The sequence below is a fragment of the Conexibacter woesei DSM 14684 genome (assembly GCF_000025265.1).
Classification (GTDB): domain Bacteria; phylum Actinomycetota; class Thermoleophilia; order Solirubrobacterales; family Solirubrobacteraceae; genus Conexibacter; species Conexibacter woesei.
Genome location: NC_013739.1, coordinates 5,676,088 through 5,689,316, shown reverse-complemented (window position 1 = coordinate 5,689,316; position 13,229 = coordinate 5,676,088). Strand labels below are relative to the sequence as shown.

The window sequence follows — 13,229 nt, the reverse complement described above, 5'->3', positions numbered from 1 at the left end:
TGGGCGACATTCTAGACGCGCGGCGAGTGCGACGTGTCCTCGGGCGTCACGGCGGCGAGGTACTCGCGCACGAGCGCGCGGCGGTCGACCTTGCCGTTCGGCGTCGTCGGCACGTCCTCGCGCACGACGACGTGCTGGGGGACCATGTAGTCCTCCAGCCGCATCGCGCAGTGCCGCCGCAGCGCGACGGGGTCCAGCTCCGCGCCGTCGTCGGCGATCACGAACGCGCAGACGGCCTGGCCGAGCAGTCTGTCGGGGACGCCCGCGACGATCGCTGCCGCCACGCCGCTCGCGGCGATCAGCACCTCCTCGACCTCGCGCGGCGCGACCTTCTCGCCGCGGGACTTGATGATGTCGTCGCGGCGGCTGACGAAGTAGAGGAAGCCCTCCTCGTCGCGGCGGAAGAGATCGCCGGTCGCCATCACGCGCTCCCACGGCCAGCGTCCCGGGCGCAGCCGGTCGGCGGTCAGCGCGTCCGCCTGCCAGTACCCCTGCATCACGTGCGCGCCGCGCACCATCAGCTCGCCGACCTCCCCGTGCGGGACCTCGCGCCCGTGCTCGTCCTCGATCCACACCTCCGTCCCGGGGATCGCGACGCCGACAGAGTCGGGACGGACGTCGAGCTGGTCCGGCGGCAGGTAGCTGATGCGGATGCACTCGGTCTGGCCGTACATCGAGTAGAGCCGGGCGCCCGCGAACGTGCGCCGGACGGCGGCGAGCGCCTCGCTGGAGAGCCCGGCGCCGGCGTTCGTCAGGAAGCGCAGGTGCGGCAGCTCGCGCTCGGCGAGCCCGGACAGCGACGTCAGCACCTGGAAGATCGTCGGCACGGCGGCGAAGCCGGTCACGCGCTCGCGCTCGAACAGCTCGACGACCCGGCCCGGGAACGCGAAGCCGCGTTCGAGCACGAGCGTCGCACCGGCGCGGACGCACGTCAGCAGCTGCGAGAGGCCGTAGCCGAACGACAGCGGCAGCACCGACAGGACGCGGTCCTCCGCCGTCAGCTCGAGGTACTCGACGATCGAGTCGACGGCGAAGCGCACGTTCGCGTGCGTCAGCATCGCGCCCTTCGGCTCGCCGGTGGAGCCGGAGGTGTAGAGCACGAGCGCAAGCTCCTCGCTCAGGGGCGCGCCGCCGCCGCCCGCTCCCTCGCCCGCGAACAGCGTCTCGAACGCGCCGCTGCGGGGGACCGCGACGACGGCGCGGACGCTCGGCGCGTGCGCGCGGGCGGCCTCGGCGGTCGCGGCGAGCGGCTCGTCGCAGACGACGGCGCTCGCCTCGCAGTGCGCCAGCACGCGGCCGAGCTTGTCGGCCTTGATCGACGGGTTCAGCGGGACGACCGCGGCGCCGGCGCGCCAGCAGCCGTAGAGCGAGGCGACCGTCTCGCTCGCGTTCGCCATCACGATCGCGACGCGGTCACCGCGTGCGAGCCCGCGTGCGCGGAGAGCGGCGGCGAAGCCGTCGGCGGCGCGGTCGAGCTGCGCGTAGGTCAGCGGCGTCGTGGCGACGACGGCGGCGTCGTGCGGCCGTGCCGCCGCGGCGGCCCGCACGTCGTCGTCGAGCAGCCGCCGCCAGGTCATGCGGCGCGCTTGGCCTCGATGAACGCCACGAGCGCGTCGATCGAGCCGAAGTTCTCCTCGGTTATGTCAACGTCGCTCACGCTGATCCCGTAGCGCTGCTGCACCTCTTCGACCAGCTCGACGAAGCCGAGCGAGTCGATCACGCCCAGCTCGAGGAAGCTGTCGCCGTCGTTCAGCTCGAGTCCGGGATGGAGGTAGAGGAACGCCTCGTCGATGTAGCTCTTCAGCTGGCTGCGCACGGTGGCGCTGCTCTCTTGGGTGCCCGTCATGCATTCGTCTCCGTTCGCGATTCCACACTGATGTCGATCGAGACCCGCGGTTCCCCCCGTTCCATCGGATAGGCGACGCCGGAACTGCAGTAGCGCGCGTGCCAGACCTGCGTCGAGAGGACCCCGACGAGCGCCATCCCTTCGCGGAAGCTGTTCGCGCGGCCGGCGCGGCAGCGCGCCAGCAGCGCCTGCACGCGCTGGGACTCGAAGATCCCGACCTCCTCGATCGCCGTGGGCGAGAGCCGCTCCTCGACCCACTCCGGCGCGCCCTCGCCGAAGAACGGCGCCACCTCGGGCGCGCGGTACGGCTGCTTGGTGCGCTCGGCGATGCCGGCCGGCAGCAGCCGTCCCGCGAGCTGCTTCAGCTCGGCCTTCTCGCGCAGCCCGTCGAGCTTGCGCGCGGGCGGCAGCGCGACGGCGTGCTCGAAGACGCGGTGGTCGAGGAACGGGTAGCGGCCCTCGACGCCGTGCGCCATCGCGACGCGGTCGCCCTGCGCGGCGAGCAGGTACGGCGACAGCAGCGTCGTGACCTCGAGGTAGGCGGCGCGCTCCAGTCTGCTCCAGCGTCCGAACTCCGCCGGCAGGCTGTCGCGCAGCTGCGCGAGCGGGTCCTGCGCGGCCAGCTCGGCCGCGACCTCCGGGCGGTAGAACGCCTTCACGACGCCGGTCGCCGCGATCCGCGGCTGGTGCGAGAAGAGCGGGTCGTCGACCGCGCCGGCCTCGAAGAAGAAGCGGCTCCACGCCGGTCCGCGCTGCGCCGCGGACCCCTCGAGGTACGGGTAGAGCCCGTCGAGCAGCTCTCGCGCGCGCTCCGGCTCGCTCGCGTACAGGTCGCGCAGCGCGGTCTCCTTGAAGAGGTCGTAGCCCCAGTACAGCTCGTCAGCGCCCTCACCGGTCGCGACGACCGTGATGTCGTGCTCGCGTGCGAGCCGTGCGAGCAGCCCGAGCGGGACGGGCGCGGTCCGGACGATCGGCGTCTCGCAGTGCCAGACGACGTCGGCGAACGCGTCGGAGACCTCGCGTGGCCCGATCTCGATCGCGTGGTGCTGCGTCCCGAGCTGCGCCGCGACCTGCTGCTGGAAGCCGCGCTCGTCGTAGCGCGGGTCGCGGAAGGCGACCGAGAACGTCCGCAGCTGGTGGTCGCTGACGCGCTGGGCGAGCGCGGTGATCAGGCTGGAGTCGAGACCGCCCGAGAGGTAGCAGCCGACCGGCACGTCGGCGCGCAGCCGCAGCCGCACGCTGTCCTCCAGCAGCTGCTCGAGCTGCTCGGGCTCGGTGTCGCGCGGCGCGTAGTCGGGTCGCCACCAGCGGCGCTCCGCGACGACGCGGCCGCGCTCCCACACGACCAGCCCGCCCGGCGGCACCTGGTGGACGCCGGCAAAGACGCTGCGCGGCGGCCGTGCGCCCCACAGCGTGAAGACGTCGTCGAGGCCGGCGAGGTCGGGCGCGGGCGCGACCTCGCCGGAGGCGAACAGCGCCTTCGCCTCCGAGCCGAACGCGATGCCGCCGCCCGGCAGCGGCGCCCAGTGCAGCGGTCGCACGCCGAAGCGGTCGCGCACGAGCGTGAGGCGGCGCGGCTCCGGCTCCCACCACGCGAGCGCGAACTGGCCGTTGAGCAGCTCGAGCGCCGCGGGGCCGTCGCGTTCGAGCAGCCGCATCACGACCTCGGTGTCGGTGCCCGTCGCGAAGCGGCGGCTGTCGCGCTCGAGGCCGGCGCGCAGCTCGGGGTGGTTGTAGACCTCGCCGTTGTAGACGATCAGGGACCCGTCCGGACCGGTCCGCATCGGCTGCCAGCCGCCGGGTATGTCGAAGATCGCGAGCCGCGTCGAGACGAAGCCGGCGCCGGGCGTGCGGGCGAGGCCGAAGCCGTCGGGCCCGCGGTGGCGCAGCGCCGCGGCCATCCGCCGCAACGCCGCTTCGCCGACATCGGCCTCAGGGTCCTCCCAGACGACGCCGGCGATCCCGCACATGTCAGTGCTTCTGTGCGGCGACTTCGAGCAGGACGGGCTCGGCGTGGAGGTAGCGCGTCGCCTCGCGCCGGCGCTCGATCTCCCAGTACGCGGCCTCGACGGCCTCGACCGGGATGCCGGCCGCGGGCGCCGCCTCCGCCGCGGGCACGCCGTTGGTGTGGTTCCACAGCAACAGGTCCATCCGCTCGTACGGATGCCCGAAGTAGAACTCCTCCTGCGTCTGCGCGAGGCTGAACGTCTCGGTCGTCGGCGTGCGGTCGGTGATCGACGCCGGCACGCCGAGTGCGCGCGCGAGCGCGTACACCTGCGTCTTGTAGAGCCCGGCGATCGGCTTGACGTCGGCGAGGCCGTCGCCGCCCTTGACGAAGAAGCCCTGGTCGTACTCGAGCAGGTTCGGCGTGCCGATGACCGCGTAGCCGAGCTGGTCGGCCCAGGTGTACTCGAGCAGCTTGCGGACGCGCTGCTTCATGTTCGTCGCGGCGATCAGCCCGCGGTACGCCTCGGCGCCCATCGGCGCGCGCAGCGTCTCGCCGTCGGGCCGCTCGACGACGAGCGAGAAGGTGATGATCGCGCCGCTCGGGGGCGAGCGCACGACCTTGTGCTTCCAGTCGGGCTGGTAGTCGGGGAAGACGAGCCGGATCGCCTCGTCGCGCCGCCGGTAGCAGCCGAGCCCGTCGAGCGCGCCCGTGATCGACTCCTCGATCGATCTCGCGCCGAGCGCCTCGGCCAGCTCCAGCCCGAGGTCGGACGCGCCCTGGCCGATGTCGCGCTCCGGCAGCCGCAGGCACTGCACGTGCCGCGTGCCGAGCGCCTTGACCGCCAGCGCGGCCGCGACGCTCGAGTCGATGCCGCCCGAGATCGCGACGACCGCGCCGCGCCGTCCGAGGTCGCGCACCGCGTCGCGCAGGCTGTTCGCCAGCAGTTCGCTCGTCGTCGCAGCATCGAGCGTGAACGGCCCGTTCGCGTCTTCCTCGGTCACGGTCCCGCTCCTGTTTGCTGTGCTTTCGACGGTGGGGGGGCTCCCAACGTGCCGTGTCATTGCTGTCGACATTACCGTCCTTGCGCCATAGCGTGACGCGCGCGGACGCGGTCACACTGCTTTCAATCCCGCCTGCGCCCTGTACCTTTGCTGCTCGAACCGAGCTCGAGCCCCCGAGGTCTGATGGTCAGGATTCGCGCGATCACGCAGGACGACATGCCGCAGGTCGTCTCGCTTGCCCGCTCCGAGTTTCCCTCCTACGCGAGGGTTTCGCGGGAGCGGCAGACGACGTTCATGCAGTCTGTGATGCTGGATCACCCGTGGGTGGATCCGGAGATCCCGTCGCTCGTCGCAGTCGACGACGACGAGCGTGTGGTCGGTCTGATCGCCGCGCACGTCCGCCGGATCCGGTTCGGGGACCGCCGCCTGCGCGCCGCCGTCTGCTCGCACTTCGTCGTCGACCGGCAGCACCGCAGCGGACCGACCGGACTGCGGCTGCTGCGGCAGCTCTTCGGTCAGCCCCAGGACCTGACGTTCTCCGACACCGCGACGGACGCCGTCGCCCGCATGTGGGCCCATCTCGGCGGCGGCGACGACGCCTACCGCTCGTTCGAGTGGATGCAGGTGTTCCGGCCCGCCAGCTGGATCGCCGACCTCGCCAGGCGGCGGCTGTCGGGGCAGTCGGTCGACCGCCAGCTGACGCCGGTCGGAGCGATCCCGTTCCACGCCGCCGGCACCCGCATCACGGGACGGGCGGAGCCGAACGCGCTCGCGACGCGCACCGAGCAGCTGACCGCCGCCGCGCTGATGCCGCACCTCGACGCGATCGTCGGCGGTTGGTCGCTGCGGCTCGACTACGACGCCGCCTTCCTCGACTGGGTCTTCCCCGCGCTCGAACAGAGAGCCGCGGCGACGGTCGTGCGCCGGATCGTCTTCGCGGGCGAGCGCCCGCTGGGCTGGTTCGCCTACCTGCTGAACCCCGGCGGGTGCGGAAGAGTCGTGCAGCTGGTCGCGTCGGAGCGGCACGCCGCCGCCGTCCTCGCCGCGCTCTTCGAGGACGCCCGCGAGCGTGGCAGCGTGGCGCTCAGCGGGCGCGCAGAGCGGTCGTTCGACGAGGCGCTGCGGGCGCGCGTGATCGTCCTCGGCTACGGCGATCGCTTCGTCTGGCACACGCGCGACCGCGAGCTCGGCGCGGCGATCCCCACGCGTGCTTCGCTGCTCAGCCGGCTCGACGGCGAGTGGTGGTGAACAGGCCGGCGTGCGACGCGCGGTGCGCGCGCACGCGTTGGTAGGCTGACGCGCCTGTGAGAGCGATCGTCACCGGCGGTGCCGGCTTCATCGGGTCGAACCTGGTCGACGGCCTGCTCGCCGCGGGGCATGCCGTCGCGGTCGTCGACGACCTCTCGACCGGGCGACGGGAGAACCTGGCCGCGGATGCGCGCCTCCACGAGCTGGACGTCCTCGACACCGCCGCGCTGAACGCCGCGTTCGCGCACGAGCGGCCCGAGGTCGTCTTCCACCTCGCAGCGCAGATCGACGTGCGACGGTCGGTCGAGGACCCCGCGCAGGACCTGCGCGTGAACGTCGAGGGCACGGTCAACGTGCTGAACGCGGCACGTGCGGCCGGCGCGCGCCGGGTCGTCTTCTCCTCGACCGGCGGTGCGATCTACGGGGACGCCGACGTGCTGCCGACGGGCGAGGACGCGCCGCTGCGGCCGCTGGCGCCGTACGGCGCCTCCAAGCACGCGGCGGAGGGCTACCTCGGCGTCTTCTCGGCGCTCCACGGTCTGTCGACGATCGCGCTGCGCTACTCGAACGTCTACGGGCCGCGGCAGGACCCGCTGGGGGAGGGCGGCGTCGTCGCGATCTTCTGCGGTGCGCTGGCGACTGGCGCGACGCCGACGATCTTCGGCGACGGTGAGCAGACCCGCGACTACGTCTTCGTCGGCGACGTCGTGCGCGCGAACCTGCTGGCGGCGTCGTCGGAGCTGGGCGGAGCGTTCAACATCGGCAGCGGCGTCGAGACGTCGGTGCTCGACCTCGTCGACCACCTCAACGGCGTCGGCGGGGGTGCAGGGCTCACGCCGACGCACAGCCCGGCGCGGCAGGGCGAGGTCGCGCGCAGCTGCCTCGATCCCAGTCGCGCTCGCTCGCAGCTCGGATGGGGGCCCGAGGTCGACCTCGACGAGGGGCTGCGTCGCACGCTCGCCCACGTCGACGCGACGTCGCACTGAGGCCGAACGTGCTCGCCGGCCCTCGTCGATGAGCGTCACGACCGAGCTGATCGAGGATCCGGCGGCGCTGGAGGCGCTGCGAGGCGAATGGGACGCCCTCTGCGTCGCCTGCGCCGAGCCGATCTGCTCGCCGGCCTGGATGCTCGCGTGGTGGCGTCACGTCGCGCCGGCCGGGGCCTCGCCGCGCGTCGTGGCGGTGCGCGACGGGAGCGCGCTGATCGGGCTCGCGCCGTTCTACGTGATCGCCGGGCAGAGACCGGCGACCTACCGGCTGATGGCCGACGACTTCTCCTCCAACGTCGCGCTGCTGGCGGCGGCCGACCGGATCTGGGACGTCGCTGCCGCGACCGGAGCGGCGCTCGCTGCGGCGCACCCGCGGCCTGAGGTCGTGGCGCTCGCGCCGCTGTCGGCGAGCAAGCCGTGGGCGGAGGCGTTCGCCGACGGGTGGCCGGGGCGGATGCGCCCGCTGACCGGCCGGCTGCGCTACGAGGAGACGGCCACCCTCGTGTTGAGCGGCACCTACGACGAGTGGCTGGCCGGCCGCAGCGCGGGGTTCCGCAAGTCGGTCCGGCGGCGTGCGCGTGCGTTCGCGAGCGCGGGCGGCGTGATCCGGCTCAGCACGCCCGAGTCGCGGGCGGAAGACGTCGCCGCGTTCATCTCCCTCCACGCTGCGCGCTGGCGCGGCCGCGACGACTCACGGCTGCTCGCGCTCGGCGAGCGCCTGCCGCGGCTGTTGCTGGACATCGCCGGCAGGCCGACCGGCGAGGAGGAGCGGATGCGGCTGTTCATCGTCGAGCTCGACGGGCGGCCGATCGGCGCCGATCTCTCGCTCGTCGCCGGCGGCGAGATCGTCGACATCAACACGGGCTGGGACGAGGAGTACAGACGCTTCGCGCCCGTGCAGCTCGTGACGTTGCACATGATCGAGGACGCGTTCGCGCGTGGCGAGCGGCGGCTGCACCTGGGCTGGGGAGCGCTCGGCTACAAGCGCGTGTTCGCCGACGGCAACGATCCGGCGATCTGGGACGTCCTCGTGCCGCCCGGCGGCGGGATGCCGCGCGCGCTCGCGGCGACCGCGCCGGCGCTGCTGCGCAGCCGCGTCCGCGACGGCGCGCTGCGGGCGCTGCCCGAGCAGCGCTTCACGCAGCTGCGCGAGGCGAAGCAGCGGCTGTCACGTCAGGCGCGCCGCCCGGAGTAGCGCCGGACGACCCTGCGCAGCGGCTGCTGGAGCGGGTCGGGAAGCTGCTCCGCCAGCCGGCGCCCGGTGAGCGAAAGCGCCTCCGGCGCGAGCGCGAGCCGGTTGGCGGCGTAGCGACGGTTGCGCGGGACGAGCGACGTCCACGTCAGCGGCGTCGCGCCGTCCGCAAGCCGCAGCTTGTAGTCCTGGTCGCCACCGCCGAGGTCGAGCAGCCGCTCGTCGCGCAGGAGGCTGTCCTCGATCCCGGCGACGATGCCGAGCAGCGCGGGCTTGAGGTGGCTCGCGCTCTCGTCGAACCCGCCGTTCCAATACAGCACGTTCCCGCCGGCGGCGAGGAACAGCTGGACGCCGATCGGCCGGCCGTCGAGCTCGACGACCCACAGTCGGAGCCGTCCTGCCGGCAGCAGCTGCTCGGCCGCCGTCCGCACCATCGCCTCGGTGGCCGCCGGCAGCGACGAGCCACCGCGCCCGGCCCACCGCTGGTGATGGAGCTGCAGCATCGCGGCGAGGTCGCCCGCGACCTCCTGCTCGCTGCTCATCCGCACCGTGCCGCCTTCCTTCTCGAGTCGGCGGCGGAAGCGGCGCGTCTGCTGGCGGAAGTTGCTGCTCTTGGACGCCAGCCATGCGTCGAGGTCGTCGAACGAGAGGTCGACGGAGGGGGCGAGCTGTTGCTGCTCGACCAGGCGCCACGGCGCTCCGAGCGCCGGCCAGGCGGCATCGAACGCCGCCGGCCACGGGCCGTCGGCGGCGATTCCCTCCAGCCGCACGACGTCGGCGGCGGGGTCGCACCGCTCCAGCTCGGCGACGGCGAGCGCGGCGACGTCCGCGGCCGCGACGCCGGGGTGGACGAGCGGTTCGGTCCGGTGGGTCACCGCCGCGCCGAGCAGCCGGTGCGAGCTGCGCCCGAGCCGCTGCTCCAGGAAGAACGGGACCAGCCCGACGAGCTGCCCGTCCGCGCGGACGGCGACGACCCGCAGCAGGGAGCCCGGCGGCGCGAGCTCACGCCACCACGCCAGCTGCCACGCCGGCAGGCACGCCGGCCGGCCGGCCGCGTCTGCCAACGCGTCCCATTCGGGGATCAGCCGCGCGAGCGCCGCCATCGTGTCGAACGTCTCGGCCTGGAGCGGCGCGGAGGTCACTGCGACGGCACCTGCGTTCGGTCGGCGCGGGCGCGGGCCTGTGCCGCGGCGCGCGCGAACCGGAGCCGGGCGCGTGCCGCGATCCCGGCCTGCAGCGTGCTGCGCGTCAGCTCCGCGGGCGCGCCACGGGCGGCGAGCACGAAGCTCGTCAGCGCGATCCGCTCGCCGTACACCTCGTTCGGCAGGCTGCTGTCGGACTCGCTGCACGAGTCGAACAGCCGCACGTCTCCCTCCGCATGGAATGCGCGCACGGTCTCGAACATCAGCTGGATGCCTGGAGCGTATCTGCGATAGCGCTCGTCGAACGCCGACTTGAAGCCGAACATCGCGTCGCCGGAGCGCAGGTTGCAGCTCATCGCGAGCACGTCGTCGCCCGCCGAGAGCGTGGACAGGCGGAGCCGGCCCTCGGCTGCCAGCCCGGTGGCCATCTCGAGGAAGAAGGCGCGGTGTGCGCGGTTCGCGGCGAGCGCGGTCTGCTGCTCGCCCTTCCAACCGGCGGCTTCGAGCGCGAGGAACCGCTCGAGCGCCGCCGCGTCGCCGGCGCGCTCGTCGACCCTCAGCTCGGCGCCGAGCAGCTCGGAGAGGCGCTGACCCTGCTTTCTCAGCTTCGCCCGGCGGCGTGCGCTGAGCGGAACACGCGGCTCGCCGTCGTGCCGCCAGGCGGCGGCACGGTCGATCTCGCGCCCCCACGCACACGTGAGCCCGCTGCCGCGGGCAGCGGCGCGCAGCGCCGTTCCGGCGGGGCCGCAGCCGACGAGCCGCAGCGAGAGCAACGCGGTGCGCCGGCCGCGGAACGGGGCGACCAGCTGCTCGGCGGCGCGAGCAGGGTCCTCTCCGCGCAGCAGGGGCGTCGACAGAAACGCATACGGGTGGTTCCAGCCGGTCATGGCGTAGGCGGGCCAGCGCACGTGCTGCACGGGCAGGCATGCGGACCAGCCGGCCGAGTCCTCGGCGACGAGCAGCGCGAGCCCACGCGGTCTGAGGTTGCGCCACGCGGGTTCGAGCAGCTGCTGCTCGAAGAACGGATTCGGCTCCGCCGCGTTGGCCGCCAGCTCCCTCCAGGCGCCGCGCTGCGCATCCGTCAAACGATCGAGCCGAATCATCCGTGTCGTCATCGCCATGATTCTCGCGGACGCCGAGGCGCCAACTCTCCGATCAGCCCTCGCCGAGAAACGGGCTCCACGGCCGCCCCTTCCACTCGGGCGCGCCGAGCGCGCGGAGGACGCGTTCGGCGACGGCGGGCCAGGTGAACAGCTCGGCGCGCGCGCGGGCGGCCCGCCCGGTCGCTGCGGCGACCTCGGGATCCGAGAGCGTGCGCATCGCGGTCAGCAGCGCCTGCTCGTCACGCGGATCGACGACGAAGCCGCACTCGGGGCGGACCATCTCGCTCGCCCCGCCTGCGGTCGTCCCGATCAGCGGCAGCCCCGCGGCGGCCGCCTCGGCGTACGCAATCCCGCCGGGCTCGTTCCACGACGGCATCACGAAGCACGTCGCCGCGGCGAACAGGGCGCTCAGCCGCGCGCGCTCCTCGGGCCGCCGCAGCTCGAGCACGCCGTGCCCGACGACCCCCTGGGCGTCGATCGGCGGGTGGCCGCCGACGACGTCGAGCCGGGCGTCGGGGACGCTCTCGCGCAGACGACCGAACGCGCGCACGACCGCGTCGCCGTTCTTGCGCTGCCAGTCGACGCCGACGAACAGGAAGCGCGGCTGCTGCCAGTCGCGCTCGCCGTTCGCCGCCGGCTCGTGGTTGCGGCCCCAGCCGAAGACCTCCACGCGGGCGGGGTCGATGCCGTAGTCCTCGACGATCGACGCGGCTGTCCAGCGGCTGAACGCCCCGCAGACCGTCGCGGAGCGATACAGGTTCCCCTGCCGCTCGCGCCAGCGCGTGAGCAGCCGCGAGCCGGCTGTCTCGGTGGCGTCCCAGCCGGCGCTCGTCGCCTGGGCGACGGTCATGTCGTCGAACGTGACGAGCGGGAGCTTGGTGTCGAGCTGGAACTCCGAGCCCAGCTGGCAGATGCCGTCGACCGGGAGCCTGCGCAGCCGCTGGCTGGCGAGCGCCGAGAGCGGGCGCGTCATCGCGTGCCGCAGCTCGAGCCGGCGGTCGAGCAGCGTCTGCAGCGGGCCCGGCACGACGACGTCGAGCGCCACGACCGTCGCGCCGGTCGCGCGCAGCCCCTGCGTGAGTGCGTATGGAGTACCGGACCACTGGCCCACGTCGCCGGAGCGGCCGGCGCTCGCCAGCGCGACGGTGAACCGCGGCGGAGCCGATGTGTCGACCGCCAGCATGCGTCGAGTTTACGGGGGAACTCGGGCGGCTGACTCCTACGAACGTCCAGGGAGCGGCGCAGGAGTGGACAGGGCCGTGAGCCGGGCCGAAAGACCGACTGTCGGTCACCTCACTCTGCTCCCTGGCTCTTGGCTCCTGGAGGCTTCAATGTCGTTCACCCCACGCCGCGCGTCTGCGCTCGGCACGCTTCTGCTTGGTCGCATCTCGCTCGTCGTCGCACTGACCGCGGTCGTCGCCGTCGGTTTGTCGTCGGCGGATGCTGCTGAGGCGAAGGTCCGGGTCGACATCGAAGCGACGCCGGTCGGCGCGGTCGCGTCGACGTCGACGCGCGTGTCCGTGCTGCGCTGGTGGGTCGATGGCAAGCCCGTCGCGCAGAGCACCGCGGTCGGGCGGACGCGGACGGCGACGCTGCGGCTCGATCGCGGCCGCCACGTGGTCGCCGTCCGGGCCTCCGCCGCCGACGGCCGCCGCGGCTCCGCGTCGCGCGTCGTGTACGTCCGTGGGGGGAAGGCAGAGCAGAAGCGCCGCCAGCCGCGCAAGCCGAGACCGGCGCCGACGAGACCGACGACGCCGACGAGACCCACCACCCCGACGCCGCCGACGACGCCCACCACGCCCACCACGCCCACCACGCCCACCACGCCGACGACGCCCACCACCCCGACGACGCCCACCACCCCGACGACGCCCACGACGCCGGAGCCCACTCCCACGCCGACCCCGAGGCCGGACCCCACACCCACTCCTGAGCCCCAGCCGGCCTGGACGTCGACGTTCGGTGACGGCAACTTCCGCGAGTGGTCGAGCTTCAACCGCGGCGACGGCGGGACCTTCTACGTCGCGCCCGCCGCGCAGGAGAGCGTGCCCGCGCCGCCGAACGGCTCGGCGAACGTCGCCCGCTTCGAGCTCACCGCCGCGCAGATCGCCGCCGGCAAGGTCCACTCCAAGCTCTACAAGGGCTGGGACGCCAACAACGCCCGCCGCAGCGACGACGCCGGTCGCAGACTGGACCGCGTCGTCGACAGAGGCAGCGGCTCCTACTCCGCCTGGTACTACCTCCCCGCCGACTACAGGATGAACGACCGCGGGCCGGTCAACATCTTCCAGTTCAAGGAGGACTACAGCGACGACGCCGGCGCCAGCTTCGCCGGATTCGGCTCCGACATGCAGTCCGCGCTCTCGATCTGGAGCACGGAGGGCGTGAAGGGGCGTGCAGGCGTCTACAACCGCTCCGCCTACGACTTCGGCGTCGCCGCCACCCATCCGATCCTCGCGGTCGACCTGTGGCACCAGCCGGCCGTCAAGCCGCGCAGAGGCCATCAGCCGGCGGCTGTGCCCGCGCCGCTCGGCCGCTGGTTCAACGTCACGGCGAAGATCTACGCCGGCGACCGCGTCGAGTACCACGTCGACGGCAGACTGCTGGACACCTGGTACAACGACGAGTATCCGGTCGGCGTCCGCTACGCCAAGGCGATGGGCTGGACGTTCGGCGTCGGCCACTACGGCGGGAACGCCGGCAAGCTGTGGGTCGCGAACGTGCGCTACACACCGTTCTCCTGATCGACGCGGCCGTCCC

11 protein-coding genes are annotated in these 13,229 nt (G+C 73.3%); 4 read left to right on the top strand and 7 right to left on the bottom strand.

Features of this window, described 5'->3' with window-relative positions; all coding sequences use genetic code 11:
* Positions 1 to 11 precede the first annotated feature (11 nt).
* The 4 genes from CWOE_RS26695 to nadE are packed head-to-tail and all read right to left on the bottom strand — an operon-like array spanning position 12 to position 4,795.
* Positions 12 to 1,577 (bottom strand): class I adenylate-forming enzyme family protein, encoded by a 1,566-nt coding sequence (locus tag CWOE_RS26695; RefSeq protein WP_012936777.1) that lies wholly within the window; start codon positions 1,575 to 1,577, stop codon positions 12 to 14.
* Positions 1,574 to 1,846 carry an acyl carrier protein gene (locus CWOE_RS26690; RefSeq protein ID WP_012936776.1) on the bottom strand — a complete coding sequence of 91 codons (273 nt, stop codon included), beginning with the start codon at positions 1,844 to 1,846 and terminating at the stop codon, positions 1,574 to 1,576. The genes CWOE_RS26695 and CWOE_RS26690 overlap by 4 nt, the downstream gene beginning before the upstream one ends.
* Complete coding sequence (asnB, locus tag CWOE_RS26685) at positions 1,843 to 3,816, bottom strand: asparagine synthase (glutamine-hydrolyzing) (RefSeq protein ID WP_012936775.1); 1,974 nt, start codon at positions 3,814 to 3,816, stop codon at positions 1,843 to 1,845. The genes CWOE_RS26690 and asnB overlap by 4 nt, the downstream gene beginning before the upstream one ends.
* Before the next feature lies 1 nt (position 3,817).
* On the bottom strand, positions 3,818 to 4,795 hold the full coding sequence (gene nadE / locus CWOE_RS26680) for an NAD(+) synthase (protein WP_012936774.1): 978 nt from the start codon (positions 4,793 to 4,795) through the stop codon (positions 3,818 to 3,820).
* A gap of 183 nt (positions 4,796 to 4,978) precedes the next feature.
* Between nadE and CWOE_RS26675 the strand changes: the two genes are divergently transcribed.
* The 3 genes from CWOE_RS26675 to CWOE_RS26665 are packed head-to-tail and all read left to right on the top strand — an operon-like array spanning position 4,979 to position 8,227.
* Positions 4,979 to 6,043: a GNAT family N-acetyltransferase gene (locus CWOE_RS26675; RefSeq protein WP_012936773.1), complete on the top strand. Its 1,065-nt coding sequence runs from the start codon at positions 4,979 to 4,981 to the stop codon at positions 6,041 to 6,043.
* 56 nt (positions 6,044 to 6,099) lie between these two features.
* Positions 6,100 to 7,029 carry an NAD-dependent epimerase/dehydratase family protein gene (locus tag CWOE_RS26670; protein WP_012936772.1) on the top strand — a complete coding sequence of 310 codons (930 nt, stop codon included), beginning with the start codon at positions 6,100 to 6,102 and terminating at the stop codon, positions 7,027 to 7,029.
* A 28-nt stretch (positions 7,030 to 7,057) separates the two neighbouring features.
* Positions 7,058 to 8,227 (top strand): GNAT family N-acetyltransferase, encoded by a 1,170-nt coding sequence (locus CWOE_RS26665; protein WP_012936771.1) that lies wholly within the window; start codon positions 7,058 to 7,060, stop codon positions 8,225 to 8,227.
* Here the strand turns inward: CWOE_RS26665 and CWOE_RS26660 are convergent.
* Genes CWOE_RS26660 through CWOE_RS31550 form a run of 3 tightly spaced genes read right to left on the bottom strand, consistent with a single transcriptional unit; the run spans position 8,206 to position 11,652 of the window.
* A complete protein-coding gene (locus CWOE_RS26660) occupies positions 8,206 to 9,366 on the bottom strand; it encodes a GNAT family N-acetyltransferase (RefSeq protein WP_012936770.1) in 1,161 nt (386 codons plus the stop codon). The two genes, CWOE_RS26665 and CWOE_RS26660, sit on opposite strands and share 22 nt — an antisense overlap.
* Positions 9,363 to 10,481, bottom strand: a complete 1,119-nt coding sequence (locus tag CWOE_RS31555) for a GNAT family N-acetyltransferase (RefSeq protein ID WP_160165569.1) — start codon at positions 10,479 to 10,481, stop codon at positions 9,363 to 9,365. Before CWOE_RS31555 ends, CWOE_RS26660 begins: the two co-directional genes overlap by 4 nt.
* Positions 10,482 to 10,521: 40 nt before the next feature.
* On the bottom strand, positions 10,522 to 11,652 hold the full coding sequence (locus CWOE_RS31550; protein WP_012936768.1) for a glycosyltransferase family 4 protein: 1,131 nt from the start codon (positions 11,650 to 11,652) through the stop codon (positions 10,522 to 10,524).
* A gap of 148 nt (positions 11,653 to 11,800) precedes the next feature.
* Between CWOE_RS31550 and CWOE_RS33980 the strand changes: the two genes are divergently transcribed.
* Positions 11,801 to 13,213 carry a hypothetical protein gene (locus CWOE_RS33980; protein WP_012936767.1) on the top strand — a complete coding sequence of 471 codons (1,413 nt, stop codon included), beginning with the start codon at positions 11,801 to 11,803 and terminating at the stop codon, positions 13,211 to 13,213.
* The last annotated feature ends 16 nt before the right edge of the window (positions 13,214 to 13,229 follow it).